The sequence below is a fragment of the Streptomyces daliensis genome (genome assembly GCF_054782395.1).
In genome coordinates this window covers 135351-151532 of sequence record NZ_BAAGSO010000060.1, presented here as the reverse complement: position 1 = coordinate 151532, position 16182 = coordinate 135351, and the positions used below count along the sequence as shown (strand labels likewise).

17 protein-coding genes are annotated in these 16182 nt (G+C 72.8%); 8 read left to right on the top strand and 9 right to left on the bottom strand.

Translation table 11 applies throughout. From position 1 onward, the window contains the following. Window positions 1-147: 147 nt before the first annotated feature. Window positions 148-1362, top strand: a complete 1215-nt coding sequence (locus ACYVOO_RS14210) for an amino acid deaminase/aldolase (RefSeq protein WP_461016026.1) — start codon at window positions 148-150, stop codon at window positions 1360-1362. Between the two features lie 39 nt (window positions 1363-1401). Here ACYVOO_RS14210 and ACYVOO_RS14205 read toward each other — a convergent pair whose 3' ends face one another. From ACYVOO_RS14205 to ACYVOO_RS14185, 5 genes are all read right to left on the bottom strand, one after another. After that, window positions 1402-1920 carry a proline dehydrogenase gene (locus ACYVOO_RS14205; RefSeq protein ID WP_461016025.1) on the bottom strand — a complete coding sequence of 173 codons (519 nt, stop codon included), beginning with the start codon at window positions 1918-1920 and terminating at the stop codon, window positions 1402-1404. A 102-nt stretch (window positions 1921-2022) separates the two neighbouring features. Further along, complete coding sequence (locus ACYVOO_RS14200) at window positions 2023-2937, bottom strand: DUF2510 domain-containing protein (protein ID WP_461016024.1); 915 nt, start codon at window positions 2935-2937, stop codon at window positions 2023-2025. A gap of 90 nt (window positions 2938-3027) precedes the next feature. Next, entirely contained in the window at window positions 3028-3858 is an 831-nt protein-coding gene (locus tag ACYVOO_RS14195) for a 3-oxoacyl-ACP reductase (RefSeq protein ID WP_461016023.1), read from the bottom strand. Next, window positions 3855-5267: an aldehyde dehydrogenase family protein gene (locus ACYVOO_RS14190; protein ID WP_461016022.1), complete on the bottom strand. Its 1413-nt coding sequence runs from the start codon at window positions 5265-5267 to the stop codon at window positions 3855-3857. Before ACYVOO_RS14190 ends, ACYVOO_RS14195 begins: the two co-directional genes overlap by 4 nt. 78 nt (window positions 5268-5345) lie before the next feature. Next, window positions 5346-6752, bottom strand: coding sequence for a glutamine synthetase family protein (locus ACYVOO_RS14185; RefSeq protein WP_461016021.1), 1407 nt, complete (start codon window positions 6750-6752; stop codon window positions 5346-5348). Window positions 6753-6825: 73 nt separating this feature from the next. Here ACYVOO_RS14185 and ACYVOO_RS14180 point away from each other — a divergent pair, with 73 nt between their 5' ends. The 3 genes from ACYVOO_RS14180 (at window position 6826) to ACYVOO_RS14170 (ending at window position 10119) form a co-directional block, all read left to right on the top strand. Next, window positions 6826-7617, top strand: a complete 792-nt coding sequence (locus ACYVOO_RS14180) for a FadR/GntR family transcriptional regulator (RefSeq protein WP_461016020.1) — start codon at window positions 6826-6828, stop codon at window positions 7615-7617. Between the two features lie 131 nt (window positions 7618-7748). Beyond that, window positions 7749-9260 carry an ethanolamine permease gene (gene eat / locus ACYVOO_RS14175; RefSeq protein ID WP_461016019.1) on the top strand — a complete coding sequence of 504 codons (1512 nt, stop codon included), beginning with the start codon at window positions 7749-7751 and terminating at the stop codon, window positions 9258-9260. Between the two features lie 118 nt (window positions 9261-9378). Beyond that, window positions 9379-10119, top strand: a complete 741-nt coding sequence (locus ACYVOO_RS14170; protein ID WP_461016018.1) for a gamma-glutamyl-gamma-aminobutyrate hydrolase family protein — start codon at window positions 9379-9381, stop codon at window positions 10117-10119. A 311-nt stretch (window positions 10120-10430) separates the two neighbouring features. Here ACYVOO_RS14170 and ACYVOO_RS14165 read toward each other — a convergent pair whose 3' ends face one another. Further along, window positions 10431-11399: a LysR family transcriptional regulator gene (locus tag ACYVOO_RS14165; protein WP_461016017.1), complete on the bottom strand. Its 969-nt coding sequence runs from the start codon at window positions 11397-11399 to the stop codon at window positions 10431-10433. Between the two features lie 75 nt (window positions 11400-11474). Further along, the gene (locus tag ACYVOO_RS14160) at window positions 11475-12065 is read right to left on the bottom strand and encodes a helix-turn-helix domain-containing protein (protein WP_461016016.1); all 591 of its coding nucleotides are present in this window, start codon (window positions 12063-12065) and stop codon (window positions 11475-11477) included. A 123-nt stretch (window positions 12066-12188) separates the two neighbouring features. Here ACYVOO_RS14160 and ACYVOO_RS14155 point away from each other — a divergent pair, with 123 nt between their 5' ends. Both ACYVOO_RS14155 and ACYVOO_RS14150 read left to right on the top strand, forming a co-directional pair. Beyond that, window positions 12189-12833 carry a class I SAM-dependent methyltransferase gene (locus ACYVOO_RS14155; protein WP_461016173.1) on the top strand — a complete coding sequence of 215 codons (645 nt, stop codon included), beginning with the start codon at window positions 12189-12191 and terminating at the stop codon, window positions 12831-12833. A gap of 68 nt (window positions 12834-12901) precedes the next feature. Continuing rightward, on the top strand, window positions 12902-14023 hold the full coding sequence (locus tag ACYVOO_RS14150; protein ID WP_461016015.1) for a TDT family transporter: 1122 nt from the start codon (window positions 12902-12904) through the stop codon (window positions 14021-14023). Here ACYVOO_RS14150 and ACYVOO_RS14145 read toward each other — a convergent pair. Both ACYVOO_RS14145 and ACYVOO_RS14140 read right to left on the bottom strand, forming a co-directional pair. Beyond that, window positions 13971-14717 carry a helical backbone metal receptor gene (locus tag ACYVOO_RS14145; protein ID WP_461016014.1) on the bottom strand — a complete coding sequence of 249 codons (747 nt, stop codon included), beginning with the start codon at window positions 14715-14717 and terminating at the stop codon, window positions 13971-13973. The two genes, ACYVOO_RS14150 and ACYVOO_RS14145, sit on opposite strands and share 53 nt — an antisense overlap. Before the next feature lie 32 nt (window positions 14718-14749). Continuing rightward, window positions 14750-15019, bottom strand: coding sequence for a hypothetical protein (locus tag ACYVOO_RS14140; RefSeq protein ID WP_461016013.1), 270 nt, complete (start codon window positions 15017-15019; stop codon window positions 14750-14752). Window positions 15020-15192: 173 nt separating this feature from the next. Here ACYVOO_RS14140 and ACYVOO_RS14135 point away from each other — a divergent pair, with 173 nt between their 5' ends. Both ACYVOO_RS14135 and ACYVOO_RS14130 read left to right on the top strand, forming a co-directional pair. Beyond that, complete coding sequence (locus tag ACYVOO_RS14135) at window positions 15193-16011, top strand: helix-turn-helix domain-containing protein (RefSeq protein WP_461016012.1); 819 nt, start codon at window positions 15193-15195, stop codon at window positions 16009-16011. Then, complete coding sequence (locus ACYVOO_RS14130; RefSeq protein WP_461016011.1) at window positions 16008-16181, top strand: DUF397 domain-containing protein; 174 nt, start codon at window positions 16008-16010, stop codon at window positions 16179-16181. The genes ACYVOO_RS14135 and ACYVOO_RS14130 overlap by 4 nt, the downstream gene beginning before the upstream one ends. Window position 16182: the final 1 nt, after the last annotated feature.

Sequence of the window (16182 nt, the reverse complement as noted above, 5' to 3'; positions counted from 1 at the left end):
CACGCCGCTGGTCAGGTGTCGCAGCGTGCGGCCGTCACTCTACGGTGCGAACAGGTATCCGCGGCAACCCGGCCCGAGGGCGACCCGAGGGGCAAGCAGGGCCGGGAAGGGCTGTGCTGGAGGGCGGGGCTCTGGCAAGCTGCCCAGGTGTTCGATACGACTGCTGACCCCGCCGCGGACCGCGCGCGCTACGACCGCGCCACCGCGCACCTCGACGCCCCTCTGGCGCTGGTCGATCTGGAGGCGTTCGACGCGAACGCCGACGCACTCGTGCGCCGCGCTGCGGGCAAACCGGTCCGCGTCGCGTCCAAGTCGGTACGGTGCAGGGCCCTGTTGGAGCGGGTGCTCGCCAGGGACGGTTTCAGCGGGGTGATGAGCTTTACGCTCGCCGAGTCGCTGTGGCTGGCCCGCTCCGGCGTGGAGGACGTGCTGCTCGCTTACCCGTCGGCCGACCGCGCGGGCTACGCGGAACTGGCAGCGGACCCGAAGCTGGCGCGCTCCGTGACGGTGATGGTGGACGACCCGTCCCAGCTCGCCCTGATCGACGCGGCCCGCGACGGCGGCACCGAGGAGATCCGCGTCTGTCTCGAACTCGACACCTCGCTGCGGCTGTTGGGCGGCCGGGTGCGGGTGGGCGCGCTGCGCTCCCCGCTGCACTCCCCCGAGCGGCTGGCCGAGCTGGCGCGTTCCGTGGTGCGCAGGCCGGGCTTCCGGCTGGTGGGGCTGATGGCGTACGAGGGCCATGTGGCGGGCGTCGGCGACGCGGTGCCCGGCAGCCCGCTGCGCTCGCGCGCGGTGCGGATGATGCAGACCGTGGCGCGGCGCGAGCTGGCGGCGCGACGGGGCGCTGCCGTACGGGCGGTGCGCGCGGTCGCGCCCGACCTGGAGTTCGTCAACGGCGGCGGTACGGGCAGCGTCCAGCACACGGCGGCCGAGGAGGCGGTGACGGAGATCGCCGCCGGCTCGGGCCTGTTCGTGCCGCGCCTGTTCGACAACTACACGTCGTTCACCGCGCGCCCCGCCGCGCTGTTCGCGATGCCGGTGGTGCGCAGGCCGGGGGTCGGCGTGGTGACGGTGCTGGGCGGCGGCTACCCCGCCTCGGGCGCGCCGGGCCCCGACCGGCTGCCGCAGCCGTATCTGCCACGGGGCCTGCGGTACGACCCGCAGGAGGGCCCCGGCGAGGTGCAGACCCCGCTGCGGGGGCAGCCTGCCGACGATCTGCTGATCGGCGACAAGGTGTGGTTCCGGCACGCGAAGGCGGGCGAACTGTGCGAGCGCTTCGCCGAACTGCACCTGGTGGAGGACGGCCGCGTCACATCGACGGTCCCCACATACCGGGGCGAGGGGCACACGTTCCTGTGACGGGGTGAACCGTGAGGGGCCCGCCCGGGGTGGCCGGGCTCAGCGTGTACCGCCGATGGTGTCGCGTGCCGCGAGGCGGAAGTCCTTCACCGCCTGGTAGAGGGCGCGTTCCCGTTCGGCGGCGAGGGCGGTGTCCTCGGCCTTGCGGGTGGCGTCTCCCGCGTGGGCTCGCTCGACCATCCGCCGCATGACCCGCGCCAGGTCGTGGGAGGTGTGGGTCACGCGTTCGGCGGCCCCGGCCAGGGAGGCCGGGCCCTCAAGCATGACGATCTCGACGGCGCGGTGCACCTCGCGGGCCAGGCCGATGAAGCGGCGCACCTTCTCGTCGACGTCGGGCAGATCGGGCCCGTCCGGACGCAGCGCGTCGAGAACGGCGTCCATGGCGAGGTCGCGGTCGTGAAGCGCGCTGAGGTAACCGGCGCACGCGTCGCGGCGCTGCTGACGGTGCCACTGGTCGTGCTGTGCGCGTGCCTGCGCCCGGCCGCCCACGATCGCGGCGCCGAGGGTGGCGAGGGAACCGACGGCGGCGCCGAGCAGGGCCGCGAGACCTGCGTCCATGCGGCCCAGTCTGCCGAGGCGCGGCGCGCACTCCGAGCCCGGGGTGCGCGGGCGCTCACTCGGCCGACTGCCGACGTCGGAACGGCCGCGGCGTCAGCGCGCTCAGTGCCGGTACGCGATCTCCTTGCCGTTGCCGCCGGTGCCGCCGCCCGTGGCGTTCGGGTTCTCCTTGATGCCCTCGGACAGCTTCTCCATGTCGTCCTGCGGCGGGGCGTCCTTGTGGATGTCGAACCCGGTGCGCAGCACCAGCATCTGCCCTGAACCGTCGGGGTGCGGGAAGGCGACCGACTCGACGTAGGCGTCCGGCTTGACCTTGTTGGTGATCTTCCAGCGGACGCGGTAGGCGTCCTCGCCCGCGACGGTGGTCTTCTCCGTGGCGAGGACCTTGTGCGAGGTGATGCCGCCGTAGGTCTCCTTGCTGTAGGCCGACTCGGCGTGCTTCTCGATGTCGGCCTTGGCCACCTTCTCGGCCGACCCCTCCGAGGTGGCGACGATGACCATCGCGGCGCCGCGCAGGCAGGTCTCCCCGCTGTCGCCGGGGCACTTGTACTCGCCCATGGTGACCATGGCGCCGCCGCCCTCGTCCTTCCAGCCGTCCAGGACGGGCAGCTCGACGCCCGAGGCCGGGAGGTCGGGCTGCTGCTGGCCCGGCGGGGCCTCGGGGTTCTGCTGCGGCCCTTCCTGGCCAGGGCCTTCCTGCCCGGGCGGGCCCTGGCGCTGGGGCCCCGAGGGTGACGGCTGCGGCGAGCCGAAGCCGGGCCCGTCCGAGGAACCGGCGCGCTCGCGCGGGCCGGAGTCCTCGTCGTCCGCTGCGCCGACGAACAGGATCCCGCCGACGATGAGCGCGGCGACGAGGACGAGGGCACCGACGATGCCCGCGACGAGGGGCACACGGGCGGGGCCGCGCGTGCGGGTCTGCGCTGTCCAGGCGGTGCCGTCCCACCAGCGCTCCTGCGCGGGGCCCTTGCCCGCGTGCCCGGGGTCGGGATACCAGCCGGGCGGGGTCTCTGTGTTCACCCGTCGCACTCTAGTGCGGCGGACACCGCTCCGCGACGGTACGTGTGGACACTGTGAGCGAGCTGTGAGCGACGCTCGTGACCGATACGTCTAGAGCGGCGTCACGTACGCGCCCGCGATGCCCCCGTCCACCAGGAACTCCGCCGCGTTGACGAAGGACGCGTCGTCGCTCGCGAGGAAGGCGACAGCGGCGGCGATCTCCTCCGGTTCGGCGAACCGGCCCACCGGAACGTGCACGAGGCGCCGCTGCGCGCGCTCGGGGTCCTTGGCGAACAGCTCCTTCAGCAAGGGGGTGTTGACGGGCCCGGGGCAGAGCGCGTTGACGCGGATGCCCTCGCGCGCGAACTGGACACCCAGCTCGCGCGACATCGCCAGCACCCCGCCCTTGGACGCGGTGTAGCTGATCTGCGAGGTGGCCGCGCCCATGACGGCCACGAAGGAGGCGGTGTTGATGATGGAGCCCCTGCCCTGTTCCCGCATGTAGGGCAGTGCCTGCTGGCAGCACAGGTAGACCGAGGTGAGGTTGACCTGCTGGACGCGCTGCCAGGCGTCGAGCCCTGTGGTGAGGATGGAGTCGTCGTCGGGCGGGGAGATGCCCGCGTTGTTGAAGGCGATGTCGACGGAGCCGTACGTCTCGTGGGCCGTCGCGAACAGCGCCTCGACCTGGCCCGGGTCGGTGACGTCCGTCTCGACGTACAGCCCGCCCACCTCCTCGGCCGCCGCCTTGCCGCGCACGGTGTCCACGTCGGCGCAGACCACGTGGGCGCCCTCGGACGCGAGGCGGCGGGCCGAGGCGAGGCCGATGCCGCTGCCCGCGCCGGTGACGACGGCGGTACGTCCGACGAGGCGTCGGCAGACGGGCGTGTTCCCGGAGTCGGGCGTGGGCGTGGGCGCGGGAGTGGGCGCGGGCTCTGCGGTCACGGCTGCTCCTCTGTGCTGATGAAGACGTTCTTGGTCTCGGTGAAGGCGGCCAGCGCGTCCGGGCCCAGCTCGCGGCCGAGCCCTGACTGCTTGTAGCCGCCGAAGGGGGTCGCGTAGCGGACGCTGCTGTGCGAGTTGACCGACAGGTTCCCCGCGGCGACGGCGCGCGAGACCCGCAGCGCGCGGCCCGTGTCGCGGGTCCAGAGCGAGCCGGAGAGGCCGTAGTCGGAGTCGTTGGCGATGCGGACGGCGTCGGCCTCGTCGTCGAAGGGGATGACGACCGCGACGGGCCCGAAGATCTCCTCGGTGGCGGCGCGGTCGCCGGGTGTTCCCGCCAGCACCGTCGCCGGGTACCAGAAGCCCTTGCCCTGCGGCGCATCGCCGCGGATGAGCGCGGGCGCGTCCTCGGGCACGTAGCCGCGCACGCGCTCGCGCTGCCGGGCCGAGATCAGCGGCCCCATGTCGGTGCCGGGGTCTGCCGGGTCGCCGACGGTGAAGGCCCGTACCGCGGGCTCCAGCAGCTCCAGGAAGCGGTCGTGCACCGCGCGCTGGACGAGGATGCGGCTGCGGGCGCAGCAGTCCTGGCCCGTGTTGTCGAGGAAGGAGCCGGGGGCAGCGGCGGCGGCGCGCTCCAGGTCGGCGTCGGCGAAGACGATGTTGGGGCTCTTGCCGCCGAGTTCGAGCGTCACGCGCTTCACGCTCGCCGCGCACTTGGCCATGATCTCCTTGCCGACGGCCGTGGACCCGGTGAAGACCACCTTGGCCACGCCCGGGTGCTCGACGAGGGCCGCGCCCGCGACGGACCCCTCCCCCGGCAGCACCTGGAACAGCCCCTCGGGAAGCCCCGCCTCAAGGCCCAGCTCGGCCAGCCGCAGGGCGGTCAGCGGGGTGGTCTCGGCGGGCTTGAGGACGACGGCGTTGCCCGCGGCGAGCGCGGGCGCCGTGCCCCAGGCGGCGATGGGCATCGGGAAGTTCCAGGGCGCGATCACGGCCACGACGCCGAGGGGTTCGGCGAAGGTGAGGTTCACTCCTCCGGCGACGGGGATCTGGTGGCCCGTCAGGCGTTCCACTCCCCCGGCCGCGTAGTCGAGCAGATCGCGGACGTTGCCCGCCTCCCAGCGCGCGTTGCCCACGGGGTGGCCCGCCTCGCGCACTTCCAGTTGGGCCAGTTCCTCGATGTGCGCGTCGACGACGGAGGCGAAGCGGCGCAGCAGCCGGGCGCGGTCCGCCGGCGCGAGGGCCGCCCAGGCGCGCTGCGCCGCCGCTGCCCGTACGACGGCGGCGTCCGCCTCGGCCGGGGTGGCGGAGGGGACGGTGGCGACGGGTTCCTCGGTCGCCGGGTTGATCACCTGGAGGGGCGGTGGCGGGGACGCGGTGTCGTGACCGCGCGCTTCGTGCTGGTCAGCCAAGGGTGTGTCCTCGTTCCTGGTGGTGCGGCGTTGTGCGGCGTTGTGCGGAGGTGTGGACGTGCCGGGGCCGACGGCCCCTCACATACGTTCAAAGGAGCGGTAGCGCTCCCAGTCGGTCACGGCGGTGTCGTACGCGCGCTGCTCCACGCGCGCCATGTTCAGGTAGTGCCCGACCACCTCTTCGCCGAACGCGTCGCGGGCGAGCGCGCTCGCGCCCCACAGGTCGGCGGCCTCGCGCAGGGTGGCGGGGACGTGTTCGGCCTCGCCCGTGTACGCGTTGCCCGTGCACGCCTCGGGCAGCTCCAGCTTGTGGTCCACGCCGTGCAGCCCGGCGGCGATCATTCCGGCGACGGCCAGATACGGGTTGACGTCGCCGCCAGGGACTCGGTTCTCCAGCCGGTGCGAGGGCCCGTGGCCGACGACGCGCAGCGCACAGGTGCGGTTGTCGGGCCCCCAGGCGACGGCGGTGGGCGCGAAGGAGCCGGGCTGGAACCGCTTGTAGGAGTTGATGTTGGGCGCGTAGAGCAGCGACAGTTCGCGGAGCCCGGCGAGCTGGCCCGCGAGGAAGTGCCGCATGGTGCGGGACATCCCGTAGGGGCCCTCCTCGTCGGCCATCACGGGGCGGCCCTCCTCGTCGCGGAGGGAGAGGTGGATGTGGCAGGAGTTGCCCTCGCGTTCGTCGTACTTGGCCATGAAGGTGAGCGACTGGCCCTCCTGGGCCGCGATCTCCTTGGCGCCGGTCTTGTAGATGGCGTGGTGGTCGCAGGTGGTCAGGGCCTCGTCGTAGCGGAAGGCGATCTCGTGCTGCCCGTAGTTGCACTCCCCCTTGGCGGACTCGACGGTCATCCCTGCCCCGCCCATCTCGTTGCGGATGCGCCGCAGCAGGGGCTCGACGCGCGCGGTACCGAGGACGGAGTAGTCGACGTTGTACTGGTTGGCCGGGGTGAGTCCGCGATAGCCGCTGCCCCACGCCTGCTCGTAGGTGTCCTGGAAGACCATGAACTCCAGCTCGGTGCCCACGTACGCGCTCCAGCCGCGCTCGGCGAGGCGGTCGAGCTGGCGGCGCAGTATCTGGCGGGGCGAGGCGACGACGGGCGAGCCGTCGTGCCAGGCGAGATCGGCGTTGATCATCGCCGTGCCGGGGTTCCAGGGGACGCGGCGCAGCGTGCCGGTGTCGCCGTGCATGGCGAAGTCGCCGTAGCCCCGCTCCCAGGAGGACATCGCGTAGCCCTCGACGGTGTTCAGCTCGACGTCCACGGCCAGCAGGTAGTTGCAGCCCTCCGTGCCGTGGTCCAGGACCTCGGCGAGGAAGAAGCGGGCGGCGAATCTCTTGCCCTGGAGGCGGCCCTGCATGTCGGTGAAGGCGAGGACGACGGTGTCGATCTCGCCCGCTTCGACGAGCGCGCGCAGCTCGTCGACGGCGAGCGGCGGGGTGCGGTGCGCGGTGCGTTGCGGTGGGATGCGGTCTGCGGTGCGGTCTGGCACGTGAGGGCCTCCTGTCGGTCCACCGGAAGCCATAAGGTAGTCGGGAAGACCATTGATTCGGAAGAGGTCCGGGATGAACGACACGGGCGACGGCACGAGCGGCGGTGCGGGCGTCGGCCGGGGCGACGGCGCGGGCGCGGACCAGGGCAACGGCGACCGCCTCGCCACCGTGCTGCGTCCCGTGCGCGCGGGCAACGGCTTCGAGGAGGCGCTGGAGCAGATACTCCAGATCGTCCGGCTCGGCCTGGTGCCGGACGGCGAACGGCTCCCGGCCGAGCGCGAACTGGCGGAGCGGCTCGGCATCAGCCGGGTGACGCTGCGCGAGGTGCTGAAGGTGCTGACGGAACAGGGCCTCGTGGAGAGCCGTCGCGGGCGCTACGGCGGCACCTTCGTCCGCCGTCGCGGGGAGGTGGACGGGGGCGCGGGGGCCGTCGCGTCAGCGGACGAGGACGAGGGCGACGTCGAGGACGCGCTGCGCTTCCGCGAGGTGCTGGAGGTGGGCGCGGCCGGACTGTGCGCCGCGCGCGGCCTCTCCGACGCCGAGGCGTCGCGGCTGCGCGCGGCACTGGACGCGACGCGGGACGCGGCGCCGCACGACTACCGCCGCCACGACACATTCCTCCACCTCACCCTGGCCGAGCTGGCGGGCTCGCCCACGCTGACGGCGCAGTACGCGGCCGTACGGGCGCGGGTGAACGCGATGCTGGAGCGCATACCGCTGCTGGTGCGGAACCTGGAGCACGCGCAGCTCCAGCACGCCGCGCTGGTGGAGTCGGTGCTCGACGGTGACGCCGACGCGGCCCGCGAGGTGATGCGCGAGCACTGCGCGGGGACGGCGGCGCTGCTGCGGGGGTTCCTGACGTGACGGCCCCCGCCGGGGCGGCGCGGGCCCTCGCGGCGCAGCCGTAACCCTTCTTTAACGCACGGGGGTTGCGCCGCACGTGTGCGGCACACAAAGGTATGGGCGCACACCAATGCCGTAGGCAGGAGTGGCTCATGGCCGAAGGAACCGAGTCAGGCAGCGCACGGCCCACCGGGGCGCCCCCGCCGTCGGCGACCGATGCGGGCACCGGCACCACCGGCACCGGCACGACGGAGAGCGCCGACGCGTATCTTCAGCGACGTGCCCTCAAGCGCGGCAGCGCGGGCTGGCTGCTGCTGACCGGGCTCGGCGTCGCGTACGTCGTCTCCGGCGACTACGCGGGCTGGAACTTCGGCCTCGCCGAGGGCGGCTTCGGCGGACTGGCCATCGCCACCGTGCTGATGGGCACGATGTACGCCTGCCTCGTCTTCTCGCTGGCCGAGCTGTCCTCCATCCTCCCCACGGCGGGCGGCGGCTACGGCTTCGCGCGCCGCGCCCTGGGCACCTGGGGCGGCTTCCTCACCGGGACCGCGATCCTCATCGAGTACGTGCTCGCGCCCGCCGCCATCTCGGTGTTCATCGGCGGCTACGTCGAGTCGCTGGGCCTGTTCGGCCTGGAGTCGGGGTGGCCCGTCTACCTCGTCTGCTTCGCGCTCTTCATCGGCATCCACCTGTGGGGCGTCGGCGAGGCGCTGCGCTTCAGCTTCGTGGTCACGGGCATCGCCGTCGCCGCGCTCATCGTCTTCTGCGTCGGCGCCCTCGGGCACTTCGACGCGGGCTCCCTCGACGACATCGCCGTCGACGGCTCGGCGCTCGGCTCCAGTTCCTGGCTGCCGCTGGGGCTGCTCGGCATCTGGGCGGCCTTCCCCTTCGGCATGTGGTTCTTCCTCGGGATCGAGGGGGTGCCGCTGGCGGCCGAGGAGACCAGGAACCCGGCGAAGACCCTGCCGCGCGCGATGGCGCTCGCCATCGGCATCCTGGTGCTGCTCGCGCTCCTCACCCTGCTGCCCGCGGCGGGAGCGGCCGGTTCCGACGCGATCAAGGACGCCGACAACCCGCTGGTCGCGGCGCTGGAAGCGGCCTCGGGCGGCGACGCGACCACGCTGAGCCGCATCGTCAACTACGCGGGCCTCGCCGGGCTCGTCGCCTCCTTCTTCTCCCTCATCTACGCGGGCTCGCGCCAACTCTTCGCGCTCTCCCGCGCCGGATACCTGCCGCGCTTCCTCTCTCTCACCAGCCGCCGCAAGGCCCCCTACCTCGGGCTGCTGGTGCCGGGCGCGCTCGGCTTCGGGCTCGCCGCGTTCTCGGGCGACGGGGCGCGGATGCTGAACATCGCGGTGTTCGGCGCCTCCATCTCGTACGTCCTGATGTCGCTCTCGCACATCGTGCTGCGCCGCAGGGAGCCGGAGCTGCCGCGCCCGTACCGCACGCCGGGCGGCGTCGTCACCTCGTCGGTCGCGTTCGTGCTGGCCTGCTCGGCCGTGGTCGCCACCTTCCTCGTCGACCCGAAGGCGGCCGGGATCGCGCTGACCCTGTACGTGGTGGCCGTCGGCTACTTCACCTTCTACAGCAGGCACCACCTCGTCGCCGCCGCGCCGGAGGAGGAGTTCGCGGCGCTGGCGGCGGCCGAGGCGGAACTCGACTGACTCGGCTCACTCGGCTGTGGGCCCGCCCGGCGGTGTGCGGTGCACACTGACGGTGCCGAAACCCGTGCCCGTGCCCGTGCCCGTGCTCGTGTCCGATCCGTTCTGAGAGGTCTCCGTCATGCCCCCGCCCGCCCACCCGCTCTCCCGCCCCCTCATCGGCGTCAGCACGTATCTGGAACCCACCGTGAGTTACGGAATCTGGCAGTGGGCCGCCGCGCTGCTGCCCGTCGGGTACCACCGGCTGGTGCAGCGCGCGGGCGGACTGGCGGTGATGCTGCCGCCGGACGCGCCGGAGGCCGCCGAGAAGGTCGTGGCACGGCTCGACGGGCTCGTCCTCGCGGGCGGCCCCGATGTGGAACCCGCGCTCTACGGCGCCGATCCGGCCCCGGAGACCGGGCCTCCTTCGCGCGAGCGGGACGCGTGGGAACTGGCGCTCGCGCGGGCCGCGCTCGCGAGGCGCGTGCCGCTGCTGGGCATCTGCCGGGGGATGCAGGTGCTGAACGTCCTGCGCGGCGGCACCCTCGTCCAGCATCTGGAGGGGCACCGGGGAGAGCCCGGCGTGTTCACGTCGCACGAGGTGAAGCCGGTGCCCGGCACGCTGCTGTCACAGGTGTTGCCGGAGCCGCTGTCCGTGCCCGCCTACCACCACCAGGCCACCGACCGGCTCGGCGAGGGCCTGGTGCCGGGCGCCTACGCGGCGGACGGGACGGTCGAGGCCCTCGAACTCCCGGAAGCGGAGGGCTTCGTGCTCGCCGTCCAGTGGCACCCCGAGGAGGGCGACGACCTGCGCGTGATGGAATCCCTCGTCACCCACGCCCGCGAAGCGGCTGCCCCTTCACGGACCGCGCCCTCCCTGTGAGCACGAGCGGAACAGCGCGGGCCTGGGGGTGTCTTCGCAGTAGCGTCTCCGGCCGCCAGGGGCACCCCCAGCCCGCAGGGCCTGGGGGGAGGGCTGCGCTGACGACCGACAACGCCGCGAGCGTGCGTGCCAGGCGTCGCAGCCCAGACGGGGCAGCGACGACACCCCCTACGGCACCGGCACCCGCCTCGCGGGCCCGGCGTCCCGCGCGACGCTCCCGTCAACGGGACCGGGACCACGCGGCACCCGGACCAGGCGGAACCCACACCGCACAGCGCCGTGCGAGGCACGGTGCGGCACCCCGCGTCGCCTCAGCCCCCGGTGCGCGGTGAGGCGTCGCGCGGTGAGGTGGGGCGACCGCGGGTGAGGGTGAGCAGTTCGCGGGCCGGGCCCGTGGGGCGGGCGCCGCGGGGCCAGACGGCGCGCAGTTCGCGGCCCAAGCGTACGTCGGCGACGGGGACCTCCACGAGCCGTCCGGCCGACAGCTCCTCGCCGACGGCGAGTTCGCTGAGCACGGAGGGCCCCGCGCCGCTGACGGCCGCTGACTTCACGGCGGTGGTGGAGGACAGTTCGAGGAGCGGCGGCGCGAGGCCGCCGTGCGCGGCGAGCGCGTCGTCGAGCACCTGACGGGTGCCGGAGCCCTGCTCCCGCAGGATCAGCGGGGTGGCCGCGACCTCCTCGGCCCCGACCTGCCCTCGACGGCGCGCCCACGCGTGCCCCGGCGCCGCCACCACCAGCAGCCGGTCGCGGCCGATCACGGCCCCGTCGAGCCCCGTGGGCAGCCCGATCCCCTCCACGAAGCCGAGGTCGGCCTCGCCGGTACGCACCCGCTCCGCGACGGCGGCCGAGTTGCCCGCGAGGAGCGAGACGGCCGTGCCGGGGCGCGCGGTGCGCAGCGCGATCAGCCAGCCGGGCAGCAGGTACTCCGCGATGGTCATGCTGGCGGCGACGCTCAGCCGCGAGTCACGACGGTCGCGCAGCGCCTGTACGCCCGCGTCGAAGCCCTCGGCCGCCTCGACGATGCGGCGGGCCCAGTCCGTCACGAGCGTCCCTGCCTCGGTGAGCCGCGAACCCCTCGGTGAGCGCTCCAGGAGCGCGACGCCGAGCTGACGCTCCATGGCGCGCATCCGGCTGCTCGCGGCGGGCTGGCTGACGCCGCTCTCGCGCGCCGCGCGGCCGAGGCTGCCGAGCCGCGCGACGGCCAGCAGGAGCTGGAGTCCGCCCAGGTCGGGGACGCGATGGCTGAGCGGACCCGGGTCCGCCTCGTGGGCGCTTTGCATGGGTCTCAGGCTATGCGGTGTCGTCGCGCGGCGTCGTACGGCGGCGGCCCGGCGACCCGACGGCCGGGACCGCCTTCACCGGTCGGGACGGTAGCGGGCCTTGATGTGCACGCGTTCGCCCTGGGGGCCGAGGATGCTCAGGAATTCGACGGGGCGGTCGTCGGCGTTGCCGAACCAGTGCGGGAGGTGGGTGTCGAACTCGGCGGCCTCGCCTTCCGTGAGCACGAAGTCGTTGTCGCCGAGGACGACGCGCAGGTGCCCCTTGAGGACGTACAGCCAGTGGTAGCCCTCGTGCGAGCGTGGCTCGGGCTCGCGGCCGTCTGTGAGGCCCGCCGGCAGGACGTGCTTGTACGCCTGGAGGCCGCCGGGTTTACGGGTCAGGGGGACGACGGTCATGCCGTTGCGGGTGAAGGGCCGCGCGGGCACCCGGGGGTCGGGGTCGGGCGGGGAGCCGATCAGCTCGTCGACCGGCACCTGGTGGACCCTGGCCAGCGGCAGCAGCAGTTCCAGGCCCGGTCTGCGCTGCCCCGACTCCAGCCGGGACAGGGTGCTGACCGGGATGCCGGTGGCTTCGGACAGTGCGGTCAGCGTGGTGCCGCGCCGACGGCGCAGCTCGCGCAGCCGGGGCCCGACCGCCGCCAGCACCGCGTCGAGATCCTCGTTCATGCACCCACCGTGCTGCCGCTTTGCGATTTCCGCAAAGAACTTTGCCGCGACGGTGCGGTGGCGGGACCTTGGCGTCGGAAGTAGCGAACCCACCGGCAAGAAGGACCACGTGACATGGACGACATGGAAGCTCAGCGCTGGGACACGATGTACCGCAGCCGCGAGCAGGTGTTCAGCGGCAACCCCAACGGCGTGCTCGTGGCCGAGGCGGCGGATCTGCCACCTGGCCGGGCGCTCGACGTGGGGTGCGGCGAGGGCGGCGACGCGCTGTGGCTGGCCCGGCGCGGGTGGCACGTCACCGCGGCCGATGTCTCCGAGGTGGCCCTGCGCCGCGCCGCCGCCACCGACACGGCCACCGCTACGGATGTCCGGGGCAGCGTGTCCTGGGAGCGGACGGACCTGCTCACCACACCACCCCCGGCCGACGCCTTCGGCCTGGTGTCCGTCCACTACTTCCCGCTCAGGCGTCGACCCGGTCACACCGCGCTGCGCGGCCTGCTGAACGCCGTCGCGCCCGGAGGCACGTTCCTGTTCGCCACCCACGTACTCACGGACCTGCCGCCGCGCCAGGACGGCGGCCCCGACCCCGCCGACTACTACCAGGCCGACGACATCGCCCGCCTTCTCCCTCAACTCACCGGCCCCGCATGGGCCGTCGAGGCCAACGAGACCCGCCCACGTGTCACCCCGGCACCCGTCGGCACCCACCACACCCACGACAGCGTCCTGCGCGCACGACGCGGAGGCGGTGGGGGCAGCAGCACATAACCCGGGCTTATGGCCTCATAGGGGCGAAGGGGCTGGTCGGAGCCGTGCGCTGCTGCGACCGTGCGGAGATGACCGCTCTCGTCCATGCCGACGTCCGGCACCCCGGCCGCCGGGACACCGCCTCCTTCCGGTCCCCCGTCTCCCCCGCCCGGCCCTCCGTCCGCCACCTCGGCCCCAACTGGTACGCGTCGGTCATGGGCACCGCCATCCTCGCCACCGCGGGCGCCGCACTGCCGGTGCGGGTCCCGGACCCGGTGCTCGCCGCCGTGTGGGCGCTGTCCGCGCTGGCGCTCGTGACACTGCTCGTCGCGCGTGCCGCGCACTGGCTGCGCCACACCGACCAGGCCAGGACCCATCTGCGCGACCCGTCCGTCGCGCCCTTCTACGGCTGCCTCTCGATGGCGCTCCTCGCCGTGGGCGGCGGCGCCCTGGCGGCCGGGGTGCCTGGCGGTCTCGCCCTGGACGCGGCCCTGTGGTCCGTGGGCACCGCGTTGGCGCTGGTGACCGCGACGGCCGTGCCGTATCTGATGGTGGTGCGGCACAGGATCGAGCCGGGCTCGGCCTCGCCCGTGTGGCTGCTGCCCGTCGTCGCGCCCATGGTCTCGGCGGCGCTGGGGCCGCAGCTCGCGCTCCATCTGCCGCCGGGGCAACCCCGATTGGCGATGCTGCTCGGCTGCTTCGCGCTGTTCGGGATGAGCCTGCTGGCGACGCTGATGATCCTGCCCGTCGTCTTCGCTCGCCTGATGCACCACGGGGCGCCGCCCCCGGCCCTGACGCCGACGCTCTTCCTGGTGCTCGGGCCGCTGGGCCAGTCCACCACGGCCATGGGCAACCTCGCGGACGCGGCACCGGGCACCTTCGCCTCGGCGGCGGTGCTCTACGGGGTTCCGGTGACGGGCTTCGCGCTGCTGTGGCTGGCGCTGGCAACGGCGATGGTGGTGCGGGCTGCGCGCGCTGGGATGGGGTTCGCGATGACGTGGTGGGCCTTCACCTTCCCGGTGGGCACCTGTGTCACGGGCGCGGCATCGCTGGCACGGCACACGGGCCTTGCGGCGCTGGGCTGGCTGGCGCTCGCGCTCTACGTCGCGCTGGTCCTCGCCTGGTGCGCCGCCTGCGCGGGGACGGTACGGGGACTGGTCACCGGAGCGCTGCTCGCAGCGCCCCGGCCAGCAGAGCGGGCGCCTCGGTGAGCGAGGGCCCGTACCAGGTGAGATGGCGCCCGCTGACGAGTGCGGAGGGCAGCCCTGGAAACGCCTCGGGGCCGTCGTCGGCGGAGAACGCGTACGGCTCGTCGGGCAGTACGGCCACATCCGCGCGACCCGGCGCCGTCAGCTCCGCGAGGGGGATGCGGGGGTAGCGCTCGGGGTGCTCCGCGTAGACGTTGCGCACCCCGAGCCGGTCGAGCAGCGCGCCCGCGAAGGTGTCGCGGCCCAGCACCATCCACGGCCTGCGCCACACGGGCACGACGGCCCGCACGTCGAACTCCGCGCGCGCCGCGCCCCACGCCTCCTCGGCCTCGTCCAGCCACCCCGGCCTGCCGAGCCCGCACCCGCGCGTGAGCACCCGCTCCAGCTCGGCGAACGCCTGGGGCACGTCGCGGATCTCGGTCACCAGCACGTCGATGCCTTCCGCGCGGAGCGCGGCGAGGTCGGCCGGACGGTTCTCCTCCTCGTTGGCGATGACGAGATCGGGAGCGAGCGCGGAGATCCGTGCGAGGTCGGGGTTCTTGGTGCCGCGCACACGGGCGACGTCCAGCCCTTCGGGGTGACTGCACCAGTCCGTCGCGCCGACGAGCAGTTCGGGCCCGGTGGCGGCGACCGCCTCGGTGAGGGAGGGCACGAGAGAGACCACGCGCCGCACGGTGCGGGTGGGGGTGTTCGCCATACCGGCACCGTACGCCCGCGAACCGCGAGCACTCAGCGGCCCGTGCCGATGCCCACGAGCAGCGCGATGACGAGTGCGCTGAGGGAACCGCAGTAGACCACAACGTCGAGACGGGTCAGCGGAGCGTCTAAGCGGACGGGCCGGACCCGGCAGCGCGGGCACTCGCAGGGTTCCAGTTCGGGAGGGAGCTTGAACCAGGAGTCCGGCAGTACGCGGGGGTCGGGAGGGTGTTCCTCAACGACGTGCGTCGGTCCCCATGTCCGGCCGGAGTCGCGCGATACGCGCAGGGTCATGCGGCTCATCGCGGCTGCCCCTCCCCTGGAGGAGGGCCCGGCTGCCGGTGCGGTTCGAGGGATGGGATCGCCACGTGGTTGCTCCTGGTCACTGGTCGGGTTTAGTGACCAGGCTCACAAGTGGACGGTTACTCTGAAAGCGTTTCGGTTACAGTCCGCTACCCCTGGAACGAGTGAGGCATATGCCCGCCCTGCGTGAGATCGATCCGGGCGAATCCATCGAGGCGTTCATCGGCTCCCGTATCCGTGACGCGCGCATGGAACGCCGTTGGAAACAGACCGAGTTGGGCCAGAAGGTGTTCGCCTCGGGTTCGCTGATCTCGGAGATCGAACGGGGCAACGAGGTGCCCACCCGGGACCTGGCGAAACGGCTGGGCGTCGTCCTGGGCCTCGGCAACGAACTCGTGAACCTGCTGCGGCTCCTGGACGGGAGCCAGGTGCAGGACTACGCCAGCGGCTTCATGCGCCAGCAACTCCTCGCGGAGAGCATGCACGAGTTCTCCGCTCACATCCCCGGACTGCTCCAGACCGAGGACTACGCCAGAGCCAACATGATCGCTGGTCAGGCCGGAGATCCGGCCGACATCGAGTCGTTCGTCGCAGGACGAATGGAACGGCAGGACCTTATTTGGGGCCGCACGAAGCCTCCATGGTTGTGGTGCACCCTCGATGAGGCCGTACTGCACAGGGATTGGGGGATGCCTCCCGAGGCCATGCGGCACCAACTGGAGCGCCTGCTCGAACTGAACCGGCTGCCCCACATCAACCTCAGCATCCTGCCCTTCAACTCACCCGTAGTTACCGGCTACTTGAGCCTGCTCACCATGCCGGATGGCACGAGGCTGGCTTACACGGAAGGATTCACCTGTGGCGCGGTGACCAAGGAACCGGACCAGGTGGCGCAGTATCAGCGGGTCTACGATCGTATCCACGGAGACTCGCTCTCAGCACGGGCCTCAACGCAGCACATCGAAGCGGCAATCGAAAGGCACACGCAGTGACACATGTCTTCCGGAAAAGCTCGTACTCGGGACAGACCAACGACGCCTGCATCGAGGTTGCCGACAACATCCCCGACGCCCCCATCCACGTCCGGGACAGCAAAGACACCACCCGCCCCGCCCTCACCATCAGCCGAGACACCTGGCACCACTTCGTCACGCAGCTCTGAC

Bases quoted from the DNA above. Each gene is read 5' to 3' on its own strand.
- ACYVOO_RS14205 (WP_461016025.1), bottom strand. From the start codon at position 1,920: ATGGACGCAGGTCTCGCGGCCCTGCTCGGCGCCGCCGTCGGTTCCCTC.
- ACYVOO_RS14180 (WP_461016020.1), top strand. From the start codon at position 6,826: ATGAACGACACGGGCGACGGCACGAGCGGCGGTGCGGGCGTCGGCCGG.
- eat (WP_461016019.1), top strand. From the start codon at position 7,749: ATGGCCGAAGGAACCGAGTCAGGCAGCGCACGGCCCACCGGGGCGCCC.
- ACYVOO_RS14170 (WP_461016018.1), top strand. From the start codon at position 9,379: ATGCCCCCGCCCGCCCACCCGCTCTCCCGCCCCCTCATCGGCGTCAGC.
- ACYVOO_RS14165 (WP_461016017.1), bottom strand. From the start codon at position 11,399: ATGCAAAGCGCCCACGAGGCGGACCCGGGTCCGCTCAGCCATCGCGTC.
- ACYVOO_RS14160 (WP_461016016.1), bottom strand. From the start codon at position 12,065: ATGAACGAGGATCTCGACGCGGTGCTGGCGGCGGTCGGGCCCCGGCTG.
- ACYVOO_RS14155 (WP_461016173.1), top strand. From the start codon at position 12,189: ATGGAAGCTCAGCGCTGGGACACGATGTACCGCAGCCGCGAGCAGGTG.
- ACYVOO_RS14150 (WP_461016015.1), top strand. From the start codon at position 12,902: ATGACCGCTCTCGTCCATGCCGACGTCCGGCACCCCGGCCGCCGGGAC.
- ACYVOO_RS14145 (WP_461016014.1), bottom strand. From the start codon at position 14,717: ATGGCGAACACCCCCACCCGCACCGTGCGGCGCGTGGTCTCTCTCGTG.
- ACYVOO_RS14140 (WP_461016013.1), bottom strand. From the start codon at position 15,019: ATGAGCCGCATGACCCTGCGCGTATCGCGCGACTCCGGCCGGACATGG.
- ACYVOO_RS14135 (WP_461016012.1), top strand. From the start codon at position 15,193: ATGCCCGCCCTGCGTGAGATCGATCCGGGCGAATCCATCGAGGCGTTC.